We start from the raw sequence: 21,625 nt of genomic DNA, 5'->3' as shown, positions 1-21,625 counted from the left end.
ACTGAGCACAGCAATAAAATTAAAGCAAGCATTATTAACACAAATTATTCTAATGAAATTTATATCTAAATCAGTGTTGTTTTCGTTGTTAGCCATCACTGCCTTTCAAGCGCAAGCCCAAAAAAGAGATGGTTTAACCATGTGGTATGATAAACCAGCCGTAAGATGGGAGGAAACGCTTCCACTAGGAAATGGGTTGATAGGCATGATGCCAGATGGGGGAGTACAGTCAGAATCTTTGGTTTTAAACGAAATATCCATGTGGTCTGGATCTGCCGAAGATCCCAATAACTACGAAGCCTATAAAAGCGTAAATGCAATCCAGCAGCTATTGATGGCAGGGAAAAATAATGAAGCAGAAGAATTGGTCAATAAGAACTTTGTATGTAGCGGACAAGGCTCTGCATTTGGAACCGGAGCCAATGCCCCATATGGTTGTTATCAGAATTTCGGTTATCTGAAATTCAATCATGCGATCCAAGCAAAGGATATTTCAAAATATGAAAGGTCCCTGCAAATCGGAAATGCAACTGCGAACACTTCATTTTCGGCCCATGGAGTAGATTACAAAAGAACGTATTATACCTCCTTTGATAAAAATGTGGGCGTTATTCACTTAACGGCCTCGAAGAAAAAAAGCATCAGTTTTTCGGTTGCCCTAGAACGAGCAGAGAACATCGACTCTTACCAGATCAAAGATGGTGAAATCGTTTTGCTAGGATCTTTACCTGATGGTAAAGGTGGTAAAAACTTGCAATTTGCGAGTAAGGTAAAGATTGTTTTCAAGGGCGGTAAATTAACAGATGATGGTAAACAATTGCTATTAAAAGATGCCGATGAAGCAACTGTTCTTTTTACAGCAAGTACGAACTATTATGGGACCAATCCTCAAGAAGTAATAGCACGTAATATCGAAGCGATTGAAAAAATAACGGAAAAAAAGCGTTTTAACAATCATACAAAAGCTTTTGCGAAAAAATTTGATCGTGTTGCCCTAACGATTGCAGATGATCAGTCTAAGTTTGATATTCCGACAGCGCAGCGCTTGCAACAATTTTTTGAAAACCCGGCGTTGGATAATGGCTTAGCGGCACTTTATTTTCAATTTGGCCGTTACCTAAGCATTTCAAGCACTGCACCAGAACAAGTAAATGCGCTGCCTCCTAATTTACAAGGATTATGGGCCCATCAGATTCAGACTCCCTGGAATGGAGATTATCATTTGAACATCAATGCGCAAATGAATCACTGGGGTGTGGAAGTCAGTAATTTATCGGAATACCACAATCCTTTTATAGCGATGATTAAACGTATCGCAAAAACAGGAGAGAAAACAGCTAAAGCATACTATAATGCACCAGGATGGGTCGTGTATATGATGACAAATGTTTGGGGTTATTCAGCACCAGGAGAGAACGCCTCTTGGGGAGCGAGCACAGCCTCAGGTTGGTTATGTAATCACCTTTGGGAACATTACTTATTCACGCAGGATAAATCCTACTTAAAGGATGTATATCCAGTTTTGAAAGGTGCAGCAGAGTTTTATAACCATATCTTGGTGAAAGATCCAAAAACAGGATGGTTGGTTACTTCACCATCAGTATCACCAGAGAATGGTTTCCGTCTTCCTGATGGTAAAGGAGCTTCGGTGGTGATGGGACCTACAATTGACAATCAGATTGTAAGGGAACTCTATGAGAATTTAATACAGGCCGATAGTCTTTTGAATCTGAATGATCCTTTTATTCAGCAGTTAAAAGGTAAGTTGAGCCAGATCCCACCTGCGGTAGTCATCAGTAAAAGTGGTCGTGTACAAGAATGGTTGGAAGATTATGCGGAAGTAGAGCCTCAGCATCGACATGTTTCGCACTTATACGGCTTGTATCCTGCGAATTTCATTTCACCGCAAAAGAATAAGGCTTGGGCAGATGCTGCTCGTAAAACGCTGGAAGTACGTGGTGATGAAGGTACAGGATGGTCACGCGCATGGAAAATTCTATTTTGGGCAAGGTTGCAAGATGGTGATCATTCTCTAGAGATTTTAAGACAATTGCTAAAACCAGCATTTGTCAATGAAACAACTTATCAAGGGGTAGGGGCAGGAACATATCCAAACTTGTTTTGTGCACACCCGCCATTTCAAATAGACGGTAACTTCGGTGGTTCGGCAGGTATTGCAGAAATGCTTCTTCAGAGTCATGCAGGCTTTATACACCTACTGCCCGCTTTACCTAAAGCTTGGAAAGATGGAGCAGTAAAAGGTTTGAAAGCAAGAGGGAACTATACCGTCGACGTTTCATGGAAGGATGGTAAGGTGGTCGATTATAAAATAGCTGGACCAAACAAAGCGCTTGTTAAAGTTTTGATTGGAACGGAATACCAAGATTATCAAATAAAATAATTTATAAATAAAATTTTGTAAATTGGTTGTCAGTATATTTTGTACTGACAACCAATTTTTTATTTGTAATGAACCTGACAATCACTTATTATACCCTTTTTTTCGTCCTTTTTTTTAGTTCTTGCCAGTCAAATTCGCCGCAAGAGAAAACAGGTATGCCCATAACCTATAAAATTACAGGCTCCATAGAGCCAGAGGGTCATGGGACGGTTTATTTGCAAGATCATGAAAATCCGATGCAGCAGTTTCAACGAGCTGAGGTGAATCAAGGCAATTTTATTTTAGAAGGGGAGTTGGCCATCGATGCCTTTTATGACCTCATCATCAAGTCAGATTCTGCTTCTGAACAGTCTTTTAGGTATATGTATCCGCTTTATGTAGAAGGTGGAGTAGATTATGCTGTAACCGTTAAGCAAAATGGTGATAGCTATGACGTTGATGTGAAAACCAACTCTTTGACTACAAATGAACTGATTGCGTTCAATAAAAATAAAGAAAAGCAAGTTCGGGACCTAGATAAGAAATTAACAGAAATTCGAAATGAAATTGGTGACCTCAATGCTAAACTAATGACCATTACCCGCGGACAAGAATCTATTTATAATCAAACGATAGATAGACTCGAAACATTGTCAAAGCAGTCGGCTGATATTAGAAGGAAAAAAGATGATAAACAGCTGTACGCAGATTATGTCTTAAATAGTAATCAAAAAGCATCTTTTTTGATTCCCTATTCCTTTAAATACATTGATGTGAATAAGGAGAATTACGAGCGCTATGAAGAAATTTTAGCAACATTAGATCCTACAATTCAGAAACACCCGCTGGTAAAAGCCGCTATCGCTAAAGTGGAGGAGGTGAAAGATTATTATGGAAACATGCCCGCTTTTCCAGAAATTACACCTCGAAATTTACAGGGTGATTCTCTGAAGTTTGACCAGTTGAAAGATAAGAAAATGATTATTGTTGCGGTCTGGTCAAGTAAGGGCAAAAATTCAAAAATGGATTTACCCGTTTTGGTTAAAAAGGAAGCTGAATTAAATAAACTTGGTGTGGAAATTGTGTATCTGACAGATGATGAAGACTATGAGCGCTGGCGAAGTAGTAACCAAGCTATCGGATTAGGCTCCAATAGTTATTTGTTAAATGTGACCGATCGCGATTTTATTAAAAATAGCTACAATATCGCATTAACCCCACGCTATCTTTGGGTCGATCCAAAATCTAGAGCCATTATAGAGCTCGCGGGAGAGGATCCAACATTGCCAGATTTTATTCAAAAGGTTAAAAATAAATTATAATACGATTTACGTTTATTGTCTACTATATTGTTTAAATTTGAATAATTAAACAATATCTGTTTTTTTTGTAGCTATTTTGGAGGATGAAAGTTGTTCAGTTTACCGTTCCTGTTCCCAACCAGGGCTCAGTCTGTGTGCAAGAGGATTTGTTGGTCGAGTTTTACAGCAACTACCATCGACATAAAGAAATCCAACTGACTTACATATTAAAAGGAGAGGGGACCTTCCTGATTGGCAATTTCACACATCATTTCAAACAAGATGAAATATATATTGTGGATGCCGATGAACCGCATATGTTCAAAAGGTCCGAATTGATTTCGGATCCCCCCTTAAAAGAGCAAATTCATGCCATCCATATTTTCTTCGATTATGCTCGGTTTAAGGATTTTCTCCTATTACCAGAATTGGAACAGGTACGTTTTTTTCTAGAAAACATCAATGTAAGTAAAAAACTGGATGCCAGTTCAAGCCTTGCTATTAGACGGAAATTCTTGCAAATTAATGAAGAAGACGGCTTAGGTCGATTGACTGCATTTATAAGCTTAGTAGATTATTTAGCAGAGAAAGTTGATCTATGGACCTCCCTTTATACAGGTATTCCTCAAAAGAAATATTCAGATGCGGAGGGAATTCGAATCAATGAAATCTTTCAATATACATTTAAACACTTTGCAGGAAAGATATCATTAGAAGATATCTCGAGTATTGCACATATGACCCCCCACGCATTTTGTAAATATTTTAAAAAACATACTCGGAAAACTTATATTACTTTTCTAAATGAAATCCGTATTGAGCAGGCTTGCAAGATGCTGATTCATGATCTTTCTGAGAATGTGTCGGATATTGCTTTTAAAACAGGATTTAATAATGTGGTGAATTTTAATCGGGTATTTAAAAAAATCACTAAGATGTCACCCAGTGAGTACCTGGTACAGCATAAGATTAAGGACATGAATTAATCATATACTAATAACTTTTAAATGAAGATCTACTTACAAGCTTTACTTTTTAGCTTTCTCTTTTTACAACTCTCTCTTCCTATTTGTTCTGCACAACAGTATGCTATCGATACGTTACAATATCAAGGAACGGACCAAAAGGTCGTCAATCTCGTGATCCTTGGAGATGGGTATACCGAGGATGAATTGGTTTATTTTGAAGAAGATGCAAAACGTTTCACCGATTATTTTTTTCAGACAGAACCTTTTCGTCAGTATAGCAATTATTTTAATGTGTTTGCAATTAAAACACCATCTCCAGAATCTGGTGCTACACATGTTGGAAATGCAAGTGACTGTGTTCACGGGGATATGGATTTAAGTCAGTATCCAGCAAGGTATAATATGTTTACAAAAAAGTACGCTGTTCCCATTGCTTCACCCAATACCATATTTGGGAGTAGTTTTGATAACGGTGGTTTGCATCGTTTGGTCGTTCCCCAAAAATATGATGTTATTGAAAAGGTGTTAAAGGAGCATATCCCCAATTATACGCAGGTCGTAATTTTGGTGAATTCCCCATTTTATGGGGGGTCAGGAGGTAAATATGCGACTGCTACCGTTAATTTTATGAGCAATGATATTGCCGTTCATGAGATTGGGCATTCCTTTGCGATTTTAGCTGATGAATATTGGGCAGGTAATCAATATGCTATTGAAGGACCCAATCGGACCCAGGAAACCGACCCTACAAAAGTCCCTTGGAAACAGTGGGTCGGCACACAGGGTGTTGGTGTGTATTCCTATGGTGGTGAAGGATCAAAATCCAACTGGTTTAGGCCACATGAATTTTGTAAAATGCAATATTTAGTTGCACCTTTTTGTGCAGTTTGTCAGGAAGTATTTGTCGAGACGATCCATCATAAGACGAATCCAATAGTAGGTGCCAGACCTGAAAACAAGACAATAACGGATACAGATAGTCTATCGGTTTTTGCCTTGAAATTGTTAAAGCCATCACCCAATACACTCACCGTGAAATGGTATCTGAATGATGACCTAATTGCTGAGCATATAGATTCTATTTATTTGAATATAGGAATGCTTGGTTTAGGGGCGAATCAATTAAAAGCTGTGGTGAGAGATACGACTTCATTGGTCCGCATTGAAGCACATGAGCAGCATGTATATGAGACAAGTTGGTCAATTGTGAACCCTATGGTACGTGAGTTGACAGCACCTGAATCCCAATGGGGAAATCGTTTGGAAACCTGTTTTAACGGTGGACAGGTATTGACTCTTAAGCATGCTAGTCGCGGATTGCAATATAACTGGTATACCGACTCGTTAGCTGGAACTCCTTTTGCGACAGGTGTGAATGTGCGTTTAAATCATATAAAAGAGCAAAAGACATACTTTGTGGAAAGCGTTTGGAAGAATAAGAAATCTACCAAAAGTAAAATTGTAATTCACGTATTTGATCAGGTTGCAAAACCTGAAATTAAACGTATAGCATGGGATAAGAAGTTAGATAAAATCCGTATTGAGCTGAAAGACAGGTCGGATGATCGTTACAATTACCTATGGTGTAACGAGAATGGTACACAGCTCTACGAGTGGGATGATTTTAATGGTGAATATGTTCGTCCAGAAGGTAATAATAATGTTTTGTTGATGAAAAAATCAAATCATCAAACAAAAATATATGTGGTAAAAGTTAATAAACTGACGACCTGTCAAAGTGAAAAGTTGGAAATTATCGTCCCGAAGTTTTGATATACACTTGAAATTATTATGTTTAGGTTATATATTAATCTAAATAATTAATTTTTATGAAAAAGTGTTTCAAATCAAATTGGATCACCTTTTCTTTCCTATTCATTACTTTATTAGCCGCTACCTCGTCATGTCAAAAAAACAAGAAAATTTCAGATGAATTAGAAGGAGATGTGTTTTCTGTAAAGTTCAAAATTAAAAATTTTGAAAGTATTGTGACTCCGTTACAAAAAAAGGCCGGAGTTAAAAAAGCAGCTTCAACAACTACCAATGGTAGTTTGAAAGAAGAAATCTTATTTCAATGGGACTTTGATTTAAGCAACGTAGAGCCAATTATCGCCTTTAACCCTTCCCCAATTATTGATTATAATAAAGGCTTGGTAGATTACAGCTTCACAGCTGGATGGCCTACTACGGGTAAAGCAATTAGTTTTAGGGCGGCGCAGTCTATCTTCTTTAAACTTCCAGTTGCAGGTATCGAATCGCTCGGCAATTTAGCAATGGATGTCAATAGTTCGGGGACAGGGCCGCGAGCATTATTGATTGATTATTCTCTCGATAATGGCTTGTCTTATGAATCGCTCTCAGATACGATACATTACCCGCTTGATTTAGCGAGTTCAGGTGCTTCGAAATTATCGCTTGTCCAGTCTTTGACTGGAGTTCCCATTTTAGGCAAATCGGAAGTTTGGATTCGACTTCGTCCTCTTGAAGGAAAACGCCCCCCAGGGAATAATTTTAATCCGACAAGCGGTAGCTTTAAAATGGATAATTTAAGGATTACGGGTATTGCAGATGGGGATGCCGTGCAAAATAAATTATACTATCATATCTATGATTCCGAAAGCGATGTGCTGGTGAAGCAGGGAGGAATCTCTGCAGAAGAGGTGTTTGCTATTGATCTACCGATTGGGACTTATTATCTGAGCGTACTCACAAAAAATGCCAACAGCCCCATTAGTTTTGTAAATAGTACAAATCGAAATGGATTCTATCTGAGCAATTCGTTTCAAGAAAAGGAATCTGAGCTATATGCCGTAAGAGATACATTTGAAGTCACCCAATCTATTGAAAGAACGTTGACATTAAATCGGATTTATAGTGAGATTAAAGTAGAATTTACCGATATACAGAACCTCAGCACAATTGATAGCATTCGTATTCAGCAAAAACATCCGAGCTTTTACTATTATCCGTTTAGCAATAGCAGTAATAGTCAATTGGACGGCAGTATCTTAACGATAGAGCCTAATTTTACGGTGGAGAATAAGAGTTTTTATTTTAATCAGTTTATGGGATTCCACGATACGAATAAGGCAATCAAATACGAATTACAAGTGTTTGAAAAGGGAATTATAATTCGAACTTTTGTGCTGGAGTCTGAAACTAAGAATAATATGCAGGTATTATTTAAAGGATTGTTAGTAGAAGGGGGTAATCCTGGTCAGGGATTTACGATTAGAAAAAATGAAATTTGGAAAGGAAAAGTAGATGTTGATTTTTAGCGTTATTTTAGAGGTGTAGTTTACAGCCCCTAATGCGTTAAGGCCATAAAAAGAGATTGGGTTCGTTTCTATGAAACGAACCCAATCTCTTTTATATAAGACTATATAAGTTTTTTTAGCAAGGTGTTCCAACCGACTAAATCAGAAACAAATTTCTCTAATTCAGCAATTGCGATACGCTCTTGTTGCATCGAGTCACGGTGACGAATGGTAACCGTGTTGTCTTCCAATGACTGATGATCTACTGTGATACAGATTGGAGTACCAATAGCGTCTTGACGACGGTAACGCTTACCAATCGAATCTTTCTCATCATATTGTACATTGTAGTCCAATTTCAATACGGACATGATCTCACGTGCTTTTTCCGGTAAACCATCTTTCTTAGTCAAAGGTAAGATAGCTGCTTTTACAGGAGCAATTGCAGGTGGGAATTTCAATACTACGCGCGAATCTTGTTTTTCTGCTGTAGAAAGATCTTCTTGAACCAAAGAATTACATAAAACCGTTAAGAATAAACGATCCAAACCAATGGAAGTTTCCACTACATATGGGATATAATTCTGGTTGATTTCGGTATCAAAATATTGTAATTTTTTACCTGAGAATTCTTGGTGTTGTTTCAAATCGAAATCAGTACGCGAGTGGATACCTTCTACTTCTTTAAATCCGAATGGGAAGTTGAATTCGATATCTACTGCAGCATTAGCATAATGTGCCAACTTATCGTGGTCATGGTAACGGTAGTTGTCAGGATTGAAACCCAAAGCTAAATGCCATTTAAGACGAGTTTCTTTCCACTTATTGTACCATTCCATTTCTGTTCCTGGGCGAACAAAAAATTGTAATTCCATTTGTTCAAACTCACGCATACGCATAATGAATTGACGTGCAATTACTTCATTACGGAAAGCTTTACCGATTTGAGCAATTCCGAAAGGAATTTTCATCCGGCCAGATTTTTGAACATTTAAGAAATTAACAAAAATACCTTGAGCAGTTTCAGGACGTAAATATACTTGCTCAGCTCCGTCAGCCATGGCGCCCATTTGTGTGGCGAACATTAAATTGAACTGACGTACATCCGTCCAGTTTTTTGTACCTGAGACAGGACAAACAATATTATGATCTTCAATAATAGTTTTTAAAGCAGCTAAATCATCTGCATTTAAAGCAACATTAAACTCTGCCAACAAAGCAGCAGCTTTTTCAGTTTTACCATCAGTTTCGTAACGTGCTATTTTATCTTCGATCAATTGATCGGCACGGTAACGTTTTTTAGAATCCTTGTTATCGATCATAGGATCGCTAAATCCATCAACGTGTCCCGAAGCTTTCCAAGTCATTGGATGCATAAAAATTGCAGCATCGATGCCTACTATATTTTCATTCAATTGCACCATTGATTTCCACCAGTAAGTCTTCAAGTTGTTTTTCAACTCAGAACCTAACTGACCGTAATCATAGACAGCACTTAAGCCATCATAGATTTCACTCGATTGGAATACAAAACCATATTCCTTGGAGTGGGATACTATACTTTTAAAGAAGTCGTCTGTTTGTTTGCTCATAAGTAGCAAATATAATTATTAGTATTTAGATTTTAGATAGTAGTACCTAGATATTGCTAATTCGTATTCAGGGAGTAAGTTAAATATAACTCTTATTTAGCACCTAGCAATGCGTACATAAAAACTGTCATTACGAAAGGTGTTGTTTTTCCCATCATAATTAACAGTAAATAACGGCAGCTATGCGATATTGCTGTTGTCGCATAGCTATAGCATCCGTTTATTTTAAGAGATCACGTATTTGTTGTGAAGCATTTTTATTGTCCACTTTTTTGATGATGTGTGCTATATTTCCCTGTTCATCAATTACAAATGTCGTCCGTGCCGTTCCCATATATTTTTTACCGTACATGTTTTTCTCGACCCATACCCCATAGTCATTGACGATTTTTTGGTCTTCATCTACCAACAATTGAAATGGTAATTCATGCTTGCTGATAAACTTTTGATGCGAAGCTTCGCTATCGATACTGACACCAATAATTTCGAATCCATCTTTCTTTAGGGATTGGTAGTTATCTCTAAAATTGCATGCTTCTGTTGTGCAGCCTGGTGTGTTGTCTTTTGGGTAGAAATATAAAATGACCTTTTTACCGATGTAATCCGATAAAGAGATGTTTTCTCCATTTTGATTTTTAGCCGTTATTTCTGGAGCTTTTTGTCCTATTTCGAGTGTTGCCATATGCGTTGTTTTTATTCTACTATCCAAGATACAGATTATCTTGTGAAACTCGCCTCATAAACCCTTACATTATCTTTCCAGTCTTTGACCTCTAGCTTAAAACTGTGTTTTCCGCCCTTTAAATTGGACTCGAAGGTATGCCATAGATGTCTGTTTTTAGAATCATACTGCATCAGTACCCATGCACCATCTATATAAGCATTGAAGGATTGGATGCCTGATAGGTTATCTGAAATAGTGAAGTCAATCTGTCTTTGTGCAGCAACATTTTTGTTGTTGACAAGATTACGTGCCGTGATTGTGGGTGCTACCGTATCTACGGCGATATAGAAATCACCAAAACTGCGTACCGTGGCGGTTACTAAGCCGTTTTCATATTTACCACCCTGTGAACCGCCATCTTTCGACACTAAAAGTGCCTTACTAAAGAGTGCTGCGGATAATTTTTCATTTGGTCGGATACTCAAGCTGTATGAGCCAAAAACAGGGGTAAATATATTATGTATACGATGAAGTTGAGAGTAGGCATTCACTGGCCCCTCAGTTTCACTGTATGTAAAGTTTAAATTATCGTAAAGTGTGTTTTTGGGTATTGTAATCTTAGCATTCTCAGCTTGATAAACATTGTCCATAAGGTAATTGAACGATTTTCCAGAACTGGAAGGGGTGTTTCGTACCGTATAATTTGCATCTCGCTTTACTTCAAAATTTATTTCTGTCGTATTTCCTTGTACATCTTTTACCACATAACGCACTTGGTGCAGCTGGTCATCTTTGAGCTCCATGATGCCATTGTTGTCCAAATTTTCATAGATTTCGATTGGGTTACCAGGCTGCTTGAAACTTTTTTGAACACGTACTTTTGATTTTTTCCAATACGGATAATCGATGTATGAATGGATAGCACGTGTTTTATCGAAAGGAATAGATTCAAATAATACGGTGCTTATTTTTTTATTATCTAAAAATAGTTCAATCGAATATACACCGTAGGTAAATGAAACGCCCTTGCGTCTATCGACCGTATTGATCCCCAATCCAAATTTACCATTGACTGAAATGGGTGTATTGACAGTTAAACTATAATTGCCATTTGCTAATGCTTTAACAGTCTGATGTCTTCTCGGTGTATTCTCATCGAAAATGGGATCTGCCAGATCGTATACTGTTAATCCCCGAATAATCGGTTTTGTTTCATCGGGGAAGGTGAGTCCAAATAATTGGGTATTAAAAGGAAGCTGCTGTTTGGTGTCACGAATTTCGAAATGAAGATGTGGACCAGCAGAACCTCCTGTATTTCCCGAATGAGCTAAAAGTTGCCCCTTCTTTAAGGTAAACTGGCCAGGCTTCAAAAAGACATCAACATCAAAACGCTGTTGCTTATATTGCTCCACTTTAATTAAAGCGTTGAGCTCCTCGTTGAAACTTTCTAAGTGTAGGTATACGGAAGTATAGCCGTTAGGGTGGTCGAGGTAGACGGAGTTCCCACCACCACCAATCTGTACACGTATGCGCGATACGAATCCATCAGCAACTGCATAAACTGGGATATTGATTTTTTGCTGGGTACGGTAATCATCACCACCATGAAAATGTGTTGCTCTCAATTCCCCAAATGAACCAGAGGCCTGTGGAGCAATATCCATGGGACGTCTAAAGTAGTTTTGTGGAAACTGACGGTGTTTGATGATGTCCTGTGCTTGTATGGTCGTTAAAGGCAGCACAAGCATACTGATTATAAAACTTAATTTTTTCATTTTGATCTTACTTAATCGTGCAGCTAAACATTTTCTCTTCATCTATATACCCCGCTAATGTATCGCCAATGACTACAGGACCCACACCTACTGGTGTGCCTGTATAAATTAAGTCTCCCTTTCGAAGGGTTATGAACTTCGAGATATATACGATAAGGTCTTCATAGGAGAAAATCATATCTTTTGTATTTCCCTTTTGTACGATTTCTTTATTTTTTTTTAATGAAAATTCAAGATTTTTAAGATCTCCTAAAGTTTCTTTTGGTAGCAGGGGGCTAATGACTGCAGAACCATCGAAGGATTTGGCTAGCTCCCAAGGAAGACCTTTTTCTTTGTGCTTTTGTTGAATATCTCTAGCTGTGAAATCAATCCCCAATGCGATTGCATCAAAGTAAGTATTTGCAAATTTATGACTCACGTGTTTTCCTTCTTTACAAATACGAATGACCACTTCTGTTTCATAATGAATATCAGTTGAAAATTCTGGATAATAGAAGTCTTTATTGTCCTTTAGTAAGGCTGTATCGGGTTTCATGAAGACAACAGGTTCTTGTGGGATGGGGTTGTTCAGTTCTTTAGCGTGGTCTACATAGTTGCGGCCTATAGCAATGACTTTCATCTTGATCTTTCTTAAAGTAAAGCACCTGGAAACATGCGTTGTGGGTGCGGAATATACAAACTTAGTAAATGTAGAAAGTATTTCAAATTGATTCGGATTAAATCAATATTATCTTCGGTATTAATATAGGTTTTATAGGGATATAATAGGGGGTTTATAGGGGGTTAGTAGGGGTATATCCCTACTAACCCCTTATAAAGGCTAACTAAAGCGTAAACTATACCTAAATTAATACCGAATTTTGTATATATTTGGTATAGAGTAGGATAGGTGTGATTTTGAAACCAAGAAATAAACGAATTAAACTGATGGCAATTCAAGAAAACGGTCCTAATGGACTATTTAAAGGTAAAGTGGGCTCAATATATGGTTATGAGCTCAATGGTCAAAATATTATTAGGGGTGCGCGAAATAGTAATAGGAAACCTCCAACTGAAGCAATGTTAATGAATCAACAGAAAATGAAAGTTGCGAATAACTTTATTGGACCGATAAAGGCTCTTCTGCAATATGGGTACCGTCATCTCGCTCCAAAAGGAAGTAGGATTGGGCCTTTTCAGTTGGCACAGCGGCACATTTTAAAGGAAACAATGGAATTGGATGCCGATTGTCAATATTATGTTAATGTCGAAAAACTATTCATTTTTAGAGGTCCTCTTGCTCCACCAGTCGGCTGTTCTGTGGATAAGCAAGGGAGTACGTTGCATTTGAAATGGGGAGTTATGCCTCATTACGCAGATAAGATATATAAAATGAATTTTGCATTTTTCAATATGAAGGACTTTATTCAGCTTGAGATTGGACCTACAGAAGTTAGTCAGGGTTTCTGTACCATACCGTTAATCGGACATTTTGATGTGGGGATCCCGATTCATGTGTACTTTGGAATTTGGGATTCCTATCATGATTTACTTTCTGATTCAGTCTATTGTGGCATAGTTGAATAGGAATTGCTCTTTGGTTTGTCTATTTTTAAAGCATGAAAGATTTGAAAGCCGTATTTTTTGATTTTGATGGAACCTTAGTGGATTCCGAACGTTTTTATTTTGAAGCATGGAAACCTATTCTTAAGTATCATTTTGCAATTGATTTAGATTTTGAAACCTGGATTCAGCATTTTGCTGGGCACACCTTGGCCCGCAATTTACTCACGATGAAAGAGCTTTGGGATGTAGAGGTAAAGGAAGAATTTATGTGGAAAACCACAAGGGAAAATTACGCCAAACAAGATATGCTAAGCATACCGCTGATGCCACATGCTCGAGAATTGATTGATTTCTTGGTTGAACAGGATATTCAGATTGGATTGGTGACTTCCAACTTTAGGCCGACTGTGGACCGGATGTTGACACATTATAACTTACACGAGCATTTTTCCTGGTTTGTAACCCGTGAGGATGTAGTCGACCCCAAGCCGAATCCTACCTGTTATCAAAAAGCATTAATGCTTTCCGGTTTTAACAAAGATGAAGTTGTAGCGATAGAGGATACCGCAACAGGATCGAGAGCAGCTATAGATGCCGGATTGAAATGCATTGCTGTCACTAAACAAAAAGCTGAGCGGGATCGTTTGGATTTTGTGACACATCTTTTTTTAGACTTAAAGGAGGTTCATGATATCCTGAGATAGCTTTTTGCATTTTTGTTACAAAAAATTAATCGTTTTAGCTTTGTTATTTTTAATATTATCTTTAATATTACAGCAGTAAGAACACCTTATTATGATGAATCGAAGAACCCTTGTTAAGCAATTATTTATTATTGCCGGAGGAATTGCTCTATTGCCATCCTGCCTGAGAGAACAGGGGGGAGCATCTATCGTGCTACAGAATATTAAGATAGCTGCCGCAGATGAAGATTTCCTAGCGAAGTTATCCGATATACTTATTCCTAAAACAGACTCTCCAGGAGGCCGTGAACTTAATTTACATTTGTTTGTGATGAAGATGGTAGACGATTGTGAGAGTCCTGAAAAGCAACAGGAATTTGTGAAAGGGATGCAGGTATTAAAGGATCAATATGAATCATTTACTCCAGAACAAATTTTAAGTGCTATAACCGTCTTGGAAAAAGAAAAAGAGCGTGATGAGGTTACTTTTTTTAAGATATTCAAAAGTCGGGCTATTCAAGGATATTTAAATTCTGAATATGTGATGACGAACAAATTGATTTATAAATTGATTCCAGGGCCTTATCAAGCTGCGGTAAAATTGAAAGCATAAATGGCAAATATTAATATAGACAGTCAAAAAGATAGAACATACGACGCTATTGTGATTGGCTCCGGGATCAGCGGTGGTTGGTCTGCGAAAGAGTTATGTGAAAAGGGATTAAAAACATTGGTTTTGGAGCGTGGTCGTGATGTTAAGCACATTAAAGATTATCCAACAACGAATATGAATCCTTGGGAATTTGAGCATCGCAATGAAATGCCTTATGCGGTAAAGCAAGAAAACCCAATTGTAAGCAAGTGTTATGCTTTTCATGAGGATGCAGCTCATTTTTTTGTGAAAGATAAAGAGCACCCTTATGTGGAGGATAAACCCTTTGATTGGATACGTGGCTATCAAGTAGGAGGTAAATCTTTGTTATGGGCGAGACAAACGCAACGTTGGTCAGACTTCGATTTTGAGGGTCCGGCTCGTGATGGTTTTGCTGTCGATTGGCCCATTCGTTATGCAGATTTAAAACCTTGGTATGATTATGTCGAACGATTTTCAGGTATTGCAGGCGATAAAGATGGTTTACCCGAACTGCCAGATGGTGAATTTCTGCCGGGTTATCCATTGAATATGGTTGAAAAATATTTCAAGCAATCCATCGCATCTAAATACCCTGAAAGGAAAGTGATCTCATCACGTTGCGCTCATCTTTCCAAACCAAAGCAGATTCACTTTGATCAAGGCCGAGTGCAATGTCAAAATCGTACCTTATGTCAACGTGGCTGTCCGTTTGGTGGGTACTTCAGCTCTAATGCTGTGACATTGCCATGGGCTGCGAAAACAGGTAATATGACACTGCGTCCTTTTTCTGTTGTTCACTCGATCTTATACGATGAACAAAAAGGAAAAGCAGTAGGGGTTCGTGTAATCGATACGAATACTAAAGAAGAAATAGATTTTTATGCTCGTGTTATTTTTGTAAACGCAGCAGCAATCAATACGAATTTAATCTTATTGAATTCCAAATCCAATCGTTTCCCTAATGGGTTAGGTAATGACTCAGGAGTATTGGGTAAATATGTTGCTTTTCATAATTATAGCGCACGTATTTATGCCGAATATGAAGGATTGTTAGACTATACCACAGAGGGACGAAGTCCTGCAGGTGGAGGTTATATCCCGAGATTTAGAAATCTACATAAACAAGAGACTGACTTTCTTCGAGGATATGCTGCAGGTTTTGGAGCTAATCGAAGTAAAAATACCGATCGTTCGGGTGCTGGCGAATCATTGAAGGATAATTTGTTGAACCCTAAGTTGGGAAACTGGCAAGTTGGTTCACACATGATGGGCGAGACGATACCAAAAGAGTCTAGCCAAGTCACATTAGATACAAAGAAGACAGACGATTGGGGAGTTCCATTGTTGCATATTGCAGTTGATTATGATGACAACGATGCCAAGATGAAAAAAGATTATCTTGATACGATGGAAGATATGTTCCAAACTGCTGGGTTTACGAATATCCGACGTGACGACGGTAGTCAAGCTCCTGGACTTGATATCCATGAAATGGGTGGAGCTCGTATGGGCTTAGATTCAAAAACATCTATGCTCAATAAGTGGAATCAAATTCACTCGGTGCCTAACGTTTTTGTTACAGATGGCGCTGCCATGACATCAACATCGACACAAAATCCCTCATTGACTTATATGGCTTTTTCAGCTCGTGCAGTAGATTATGCGGTGTCAGAAATGAAAAAAGGGAATATATAAGCAATTTTAAAGATGAAGTTTTTTATAAAAACACTTCATCTTTAAAATTAAAAAAACTAATTTAAACCTGTTTTCCTAATCATATTTAGGATTCGATAAACCATTAATAACATTTTCCAGTATCAATTAAACAAGGATGTGCTGATTTGTTATATTTTATATGCTAAAACGTTTTAAAAAAATTATGATGTAAAGAATTAATTTTTCTCAATTATCCTTTAAGGCATTGAATGCCCTATAGGATAATAACCAAACAAACCACACCTAAAATCATGTTTTCGTAATTGAGTATAAAAGATGTAACAAAGCTATGTCTTTTGAAATTTGCTAAAACGATTAAACAATCTTAAATCACTAACAATTATGAACAAATTTGACGCAAGAACATTTTTGCAGTTAAAGAAAAGATCTAAATTATTTTTTTCATTGGCTGTTATTGCCGGGTCAATACAACAGGTCAATGCATCGACATCCACTTCTTTAGGAGTATTGATTGAATCCGGTGTAAAAGAACTTGTTGCTATTCAAGGTCAAGTTAACGGTAAAGTAATAGACTCGAGCACTGGAAATCCTGTCTCTGGTGTAACAATTTCTGTTAAAGGAACTGCTGTCGGAACACAGACATCGGAGAATGGTAGTTTCAGTATTAGCGCTAAAACAGGTGACGTATTGGTCATCTCTTCAATTGGTTATCAGCCGACAGAAGTAAAAATGACGGGTACATCTGCATTAACAATTCGATTGGTATCTGCACAAGATCAATTGGATGAAGTAATCGTTGTCGGGTATGGTACGCAGAAGAAAAGTGAGGTAACTTCAGCAGTAGCATCCGTGAAGGAAAAGGATTTTAACCAAGGTGGGATGCGTAGCCCGATGGATTTGGTCCAAGGAAAAATAGCCGGGTTTAACGTGACGAGAACACAGGGTAGCAACCCGAATTCAGGAACGAGCATTCAGCTAAGAGGGATGGCGTCCATGAAGGGAGGAAATACCCCTTTAATCGTTATTGATGGTATCCCGGGCGGTAATTTAGATCTGGTTAAACAGGGAGATATTGAATCCATTGATGTCTTGAAAGACGGTTCTGCTGCAGCTATTTACGGTACCCGTGGTAATGGGGGTGTTATTTTAGTTACGACCAAGAAAGGAAAGTCTGGTGAACCAAAGTTTGAATATTATACTTATGGGCAGCATGAAAGTGTTGCAAAGAGACCGGAAATGCTAAGTGCTGCTCAATTTCGGGAGCTTGTTGTTAACGGCTTAAATAAACCAGATCTAGATTTGGGTGCATCAACAGACTTATATGATGAGTTAATAAATAAGAACAATTTTTCAAATTTCCATAATTTCGTAGCGAGTGGTGGTGGTGAGAAATCGTCGTATCGTGCTTCCTTAAATTATGAGAATGCCGAAGGTATTGCTAAACAAAATGGACGGCAGCAATTTGGTGGTCGATTTAATTTTTCTCAAACCGGTTTACAAGATCGATTAACATTTACAGGAAATATCGCAGCTAATTTTAATAAAGCAGATCTTTTAGGAGGTAAGTTTGATGCCACTAGTGGTAATTCTCCAGATTTCGAGCAAGCTGTTCAAAGAAATCCAACAGCACCACTATATAATCCCGATGGTAGTTTTTATCAAACACAAGGATTTAATAATTACAATCCATTGGACCGTTTAGCAAATAGGGTAGACGAGCGAGATCAACAAACATTTTCTAGTGATGCAAGATTAAAATTGAAAGTTATCGATCAGCTCCATGTATCGGCTTTTGGTTCATATGTTCGTGATAATTGGAACGATCGTCAATACCGTTCTATCAAAGATTGGGATCAACGTGAGAACTCGGACTATCAAGGTATGGGTTATGGATTTAAACGGAATGAGTTGAATTGGTCAAAAACCTTTGAATCGACCATTGATTATAATGAAACATTTAATGAAAAGCATAACGTAACGGGATTATTGGGTTATAGTTACCAATACAGTACCAATGAAAGGTTTGATATGTCCAATAATGGCTTTACGACAGATGCATTTGAGGACTGGAATATGGGGTCGGGTACGGCTTTAACAAATCCGAAGTTACCAAAACCAGGAATGGGTTCATTTAAAGAAGACAATACATTGATTGCCTTTTTTGGCCGGGTAAATTATAATTATGATAATAAATATTTCGTAAGTGCTATTTTAAGACGAGAAGGTTCTTCCCGTTTTGGAACCAATCATAAATGGGGAAATTTCCCAGCTCTATCTGCAGGTTGGACGATTACCAATGAAGATTTTTTTAGTAATAAGGACCTTGTCAATAATTTGAAATTACGTGCCGGCTACGGTGTAACGGGTAATCAAGGGTTCCCAAATTATAAATCTTTGACCCTATTGGGAACTGGAGGCGTGTATCCACAGGATGGAGTTTACTATCAAACATATGGGCTAACCCAAAACCCCAATCCAGATTTGAAGTGGGAGCAAAAAGCGGAATTGAACGTAGGGGTAGATTTTGGATTATGGAACAATAGATTGACCGGTAGTGTTGATGTTTATAATCGAAAAACAAAAGATTTATTGTATGAATATGTAGCACAACAACCGGGATTTGTAGCATCAAAAATTTGGTATAATGTAGGTGAGGTATCTAACAAAGGGGTTGAATTGCAATTAACAGGTGTTCCAATTCAAAATGAAGACTTCAAATGGACGGTAGATTTTACAGCAAACTATCAAAAAAATAAGCTGGTTTCAATGTCGAGTGACATATTTAAAAATGACTTTATGCCTTTTGGCGGACTACCTTCACCAGGGAATTTGGGTGATGCTATTCGTTTAGAGGAAGGAGGTGAAATAGGCTCCTTTTATGGCAAACGCTATGCTGGACTTAACGATGAGGGTAAATTCTTATTTTATAAAGCGGACGGATCAACAGGAACTGCTGGTGAAATGAATGACGATGATCTGAGCTATATCGGTAATGGTGTTCCGAAGTTTCAGGCTGCATTGGGCAATCGTTTCGCTTATAAAGGATTTGACCTGACGGTATTTTTTAGAGGAAAATTCAAGTATGATATCCTAAATACTTCCAATATGTTTTTCGCAAATCAAAAATGGCTGCCAAATAATGTATTTGAATCCGCTTTTGGAGAGTATGCAAAAATTAAAGATGATCCACAATATTCAGATTACTACTTAGAAAATGGAAGCTTTGTTAAACTGGATAATGTTACTTTAGGTTATAACTTTAAGTTCAAAACCGAATATGTTAAAAGTCTATATGTCTACGTATGCGGAAGAAATATCGCCACATTTACAGGCTACTCGGGGTTAGATCCTGAATTGCAAGACACTGGTTTTGATGCTGGTATAGACAGTCGTGGCTTCTACCCGAGAACTAGATCTTGGACAATTGGTTTAAATATTGGTTTTTAATACGCTTTAATCATGAAAAGAACACATAAATATTTATATTATATAATCTCTGCAGTAACCTTAGGTGCTACTTTTTCAGCATGTACCAAGCTAGATGAAAATGTATATAGTGAGATTCCTATTAATAATTTTTTTAAAAATAAACGTGAGGTGATGCAGGCAGCGCTTCGTCCCTTCACACATATGCAAGCTTGGTTAGCACCGACAGGTGGAAATGGGTTTTATTATCATTCGGAACTTAGTGCCGATCAAGTGGCTTGGCCACAAAAAGGACGCCACGGTTATGATGGGGGCGATCATATTCGTCAACATCACCACACTTGGACCGATAATGAAAGTAGAATGCGTGGTGGTTGGGAGTTGATGTGGACTGGGGTTGGTTTTGTCAATGATGCGCTTACGCAAATAGAGGGATTAGATGTGAGTAAAGTTGAAGGTCTGACTGAAGAAGATAGAAGTACGATTCAAGCACAATTAAAAGTATTGCGTGCGTACCATTATATCAAGATCATTGACTTATGGGGAAATGTGCCTATTTCAACTAAAGTGGCCAACCCTTTAAATCCGGAAACTAAATCTCGTAAAGAAGTATTTGATTTTGTTAAAGCTGAGCTTTTAGAAAATGTAGAAAGTCTTCCTCTTACTTCAGCAGATAATATTGGGCAAGTTTCCAAGGCAGCTGGTTATGCCATGTTATCGGAACTCTATCTGAATGCAGAGAAATGGACTGGAACAGCGATGTGGGACGAATGTATTGCTGTATCGGATAAGATTATCCAAGCTCAAGGTGGTGGTATCGGTGGTGCACCCAAATTGGCTTCCGATATCAATTCATTGTTTAGTAATACGAATGGGGCAAACCCAGAGTCGTTATTCCAATTCCAATTCAGTCGACAAGCTGGTTTTACCTTCGATTGGGGAGGTTTTTACATGAGTTATGATTATATGAGAGAGGTTTTGGATGTTGGTTATGGAGGTTGGAATGCTTTTGTCGTCATTCCTACGGCTTTTGATGCCTATGCTGCTAATGATTTGCGTAAAAAAGATTGGTTCTTGTTCGGTCCACAATATAAATATGGAACGACAACGCCTATTCTTGGTACAGAGGAGTATTCTGGAAAACCATTGAGCTTCGTCAATTCAATCCGTCGTGAAAGTGAGGGAGATCTGACTAGTGAAGGAGGAATGACCAAAGGGGAAGAAAATTCAGGTGCTCGCTTTAATAAATATAAATCTGGAAGACTCTCAGATCCAAATTATCAAGAAAATGATTATATCATTTACCGCCTAACGGAGATCTATTTCAATAAAGCAGAAGCTTTAATGCGTAAAAATGGTGGATCAGCTCCTCAAGCAGCAGTTGACTTAATCAATGAGTCTAGAAAAAGATCTTTTTCTAATGCCAATTGGCCAGCAGCGAAATATACCACTTCATCGCTAACTTTGAATGAATTATTGGCTGAACGTGGACGTGAATTTATCTTTGAAGGAAAAAGACGGACCGACCTGATCCGTTTTGGAAAATACACAACTGCTACGTGGTGGGATCATAAACCAAGCAATGATCCAAATAAAGAGCTTTATGCGATACCATCAAATCAATTGTCTATTAATCCTAACCTTAAACAGAATCCGGGTTATTAGAATTTAATAAAACAATAGTAGGTCTTTTCAAAAAAAACCTACTATTGTTATCCATGAA

Annotated in this window: 15 protein-coding genes; 11 read left to right on the top strand and 4 right to left on the bottom strand. The window is 37.9% G+C overall.

What is annotated here, in order from left to right:
* Window positions 1–52 precede the first annotated feature (52 nt).
* The 5 genes from KO02_RS19725 to KO02_RS19705 all read left to right on the top strand — a co-directional run bounded on the left by KO02_RS19725 (window position 53) and on the right by KO02_RS19705 (window position 7,927).
* Window positions 53–2,401 (top strand): glycosyl hydrolase family 95 catalytic domain-containing protein, encoded by a 2,349-nt coding sequence (locus KO02_RS19725; RefSeq protein WP_038701082.1) that lies wholly within the window; start codon window positions 53–55, stop codon window positions 2,399–2,401.
* 68 nt (window positions 2,402–2,469) lie between these two features.
* The gene (locus KO02_RS19720; RefSeq protein WP_038701078.1) at window positions 2,470–3,702 is read left to right on the top strand and encodes a DUF4369 domain-containing protein; all 1,233 of its coding nucleotides are present in this window, start codon (window positions 2,470–2,472) and stop codon (window positions 3,700–3,702) included.
* An 83-nt stretch (window positions 3,703–3,785) separates the two neighbouring features.
* Window positions 3,786–4,667: an AraC family transcriptional regulator gene (locus KO02_RS19715; RefSeq protein WP_038701076.1), complete on the top strand. Its 882-nt coding sequence runs from the start codon at window positions 3,786–3,788 to the stop codon at window positions 4,665–4,667.
* A gap of 21 nt (window positions 4,668–4,688) precedes the next feature.
* Complete coding sequence (locus KO02_RS19710) at window positions 4,689–6,422, top strand: M64 family metallopeptidase (RefSeq protein WP_038701074.1); 1,734 nt, start codon at window positions 4,689–4,691, stop codon at window positions 6,420–6,422.
* A 56-nt stretch (window positions 6,423–6,478) separates the two neighbouring features.
* Window positions 6,479–7,927, top strand: coding sequence for a hypothetical protein (locus KO02_RS19705; RefSeq protein ID WP_038701072.1), 1,449 nt, complete (start codon window positions 6,479–6,481; stop codon window positions 7,925–7,927).
* Between the two features lie 101 nt (window positions 7,928–8,028).
* On the opposite strand, the gene KO02_RS19700 is transcribed toward KO02_RS19705, so the two are convergent.
* The 4 genes from KO02_RS19700 to KO02_RS19685 all read right to left on the bottom strand — a co-directional run bounded on the left by KO02_RS19700 (window position 8,029) and on the right by KO02_RS19685 (window position 12,556).
* Window positions 8,029–9,498, bottom strand: a complete 1,470-nt coding sequence (locus KO02_RS19700; protein WP_038701070.1) for a glycine--tRNA ligase — start codon at window positions 9,496–9,498, stop codon at window positions 8,029–8,031.
* A 220-nt stretch (window positions 9,499–9,718) separates the two neighbouring features.
* On the bottom strand, window positions 9,719–10,180 hold the full coding sequence (gene bcp / locus KO02_RS19695) for a thioredoxin-dependent thiol peroxidase (protein ID WP_038701068.1): 462 nt from the start codon (window positions 10,178–10,180) through the stop codon (window positions 9,719–9,721).
* 35 nt (window positions 10,181–10,215) lie between these two features.
* Window positions 10,216–11,937 carry a M23 family metallopeptidase gene (locus tag KO02_RS19690; RefSeq protein WP_038703043.1) on the bottom strand — a complete coding sequence of 574 codons (1,722 nt, stop codon included), beginning with the start codon at window positions 11,935–11,937 and terminating at the stop codon, window positions 10,216–10,218.
* Window positions 11,938–11,944: 7 nt separating this feature from the next.
* Window positions 11,945–12,556, bottom strand: a complete 612-nt coding sequence (locus KO02_RS19685; protein WP_038701066.1) for a fumarylacetoacetate hydrolase family protein — start codon at window positions 12,554–12,556, stop codon at window positions 11,945–11,947.
* A gap of 308 nt (window positions 12,557–12,864) precedes the next feature.
* On the opposite strand from KO02_RS19685, the gene KO02_RS19680 reads away from it, so the two are divergent.
* The 6 genes from KO02_RS19680 (at window position 12,865) to KO02_RS19655 (ending at window position 21,567) form a co-directional block, all read left to right on the top strand.
* Entirely contained in the window at window positions 12,865–13,503 is a 639-nt protein-coding gene (locus KO02_RS19680; protein ID WP_038701064.1) for a DUF6266 family protein, read from the top strand.
* 32 nt (window positions 13,504–13,535) lie between these two features.
* A complete protein-coding gene (locus KO02_RS19675; protein WP_038701062.1) occupies window positions 13,536–14,186 on the top strand; it encodes an HAD family hydrolase in 651 nt (216 codons plus the stop codon).
* A 91-nt stretch (window positions 14,187–14,277) separates the two neighbouring features.
* On the top strand, window positions 14,278–14,778 hold the full coding sequence (locus tag KO02_RS19670) for a gluconate 2-dehydrogenase subunit 3 family protein (RefSeq protein ID WP_235212294.1): 501 nt from the start codon (window positions 14,278–14,280) through the stop codon (window positions 14,776–14,778).
* Window positions 14,779–16,494 (top strand): GMC oxidoreductase, encoded by a 1,716-nt coding sequence (locus tag KO02_RS19665; RefSeq protein ID WP_038701060.1) that lies wholly within the window; start codon window positions 14,779–14,781, stop codon window positions 16,492–16,494.
* Window positions 16,495–16,857: 363 nt separating this feature from the next.
* A complete protein-coding gene (locus KO02_RS19660; protein ID WP_081918438.1) occupies window positions 16,858–19,923 on the top strand; it encodes a SusC/RagA family TonB-linked outer membrane protein in 3,066 nt (1,021 codons plus the stop codon).
* A 12-nt stretch (window positions 19,924–19,935) separates the two neighbouring features.
* Window positions 19,936–21,567, top strand: a complete 1,632-nt coding sequence (locus KO02_RS19655; RefSeq protein ID WP_038701058.1) for a RagB/SusD family nutrient uptake outer membrane protein — start codon at window positions 19,936–19,938, stop codon at window positions 21,565–21,567.
* The last annotated feature ends 58 nt before the right edge of the window (window positions 21,568–21,625 follow it).

The sequence above is a fragment of the Sphingobacterium sp. ML3W genome, from assembly GCF_000747525.1.
Classification (GTDB): domain Bacteria; phylum Bacteroidota; class Bacteroidia; order Sphingobacteriales; family Sphingobacteriaceae; genus Sphingobacterium.
This window is presented reverse-complemented; position numbering and strand designations above follow the sequence as displayed.

Excerpts from the sequence above, each read along its gene's own strand:
- KO02_RS19665 (WP_038701060.1), top strand. The coding sequence starts at position 14,779 with ATGGCAAATATTAATATAGACAGTCAAAAAGATAGAACATACGACGCT.
- KO02_RS19670 (WP_235212294.1), top strand. The coding sequence starts at position 14,278 with ATGATGAATCGAAGAACCCTTGTTAAGCAATTATTTATTATTGCCGGA.
- KO02_RS19660 (WP_081918438.1), top strand. The coding sequence starts at position 16,858 with ATGAACAAATTTGACGCAAGAACATTTTTGCAGTTAAAGAAAAGATCT.
- KO02_RS19675 (WP_038701062.1), top strand. The coding sequence starts at position 13,536 with ATGAAAGATTTGAAAGCCGTATTTTTTGATTTTGATGGAACCTTAGTG.
- bcp (WP_038701068.1), bottom strand. The coding sequence starts at position 10,180 with ATGGCAACACTCGAAATAGGACAAAAAGCTCCAGAAATAACGGCTAAA.
- KO02_RS19655 (WP_038701058.1), top strand. The coding sequence starts at position 19,936 with ATGAAAAGAACACATAAATATTTATATTATATAATCTCTGCAGTAACC.
- KO02_RS19705 (WP_038701072.1), top strand. The coding sequence starts at position 6,479 with ATGAAAAAGTGTTTCAAATCAAATTGGATCACCTTTTCTTTCCTATTC.
- KO02_RS19690 (WP_038703043.1), bottom strand. The coding sequence starts at position 11,937 with ATGAAAAAATTAAGTTTTATAATCAGTATGCTTGTGCTGCCTTTAACG.
- KO02_RS19680 (WP_038701064.1), top strand. The coding sequence starts at position 12,865 with ATGGCAATTCAAGAAAACGGTCCTAATGGACTATTTAAAGGTAAAGTG.
- KO02_RS19720 (WP_038701078.1), top strand. The coding sequence starts at position 2,470 with ATGAACCTGACAATCACTTATTATACCCTTTTTTTCGTCCTTTTTTTT.
- KO02_RS19685 (WP_038701066.1), bottom strand. The coding sequence starts at position 12,556 with ATGAAAGTCATTGCTATAGGCCGCAACTATGTAGACCACGCTAAAGAA.
- KO02_RS19710 (WP_038701074.1), top strand. The coding sequence starts at position 4,689 with ATGAAGATCTACTTACAAGCTTTACTTTTTAGCTTTCTCTTTTTACAA.
- KO02_RS19715 (WP_038701076.1), top strand. The coding sequence starts at position 3,786 with ATGAAAGTTGTTCAGTTTACCGTTCCTGTTCCCAACCAGGGCTCAGTC.
- KO02_RS19700 (WP_038701070.1), bottom strand. The coding sequence starts at position 9,498 with ATGAGCAAACAAACAGACGACTTCTTTAAAAGTATAGTATCCCACTCC.
- KO02_RS19725 (WP_038701082.1), top strand. The coding sequence starts at position 53 with ATGAAATTTATATCTAAATCAGTGTTGTTTTCGTTGTTAGCCATCACT.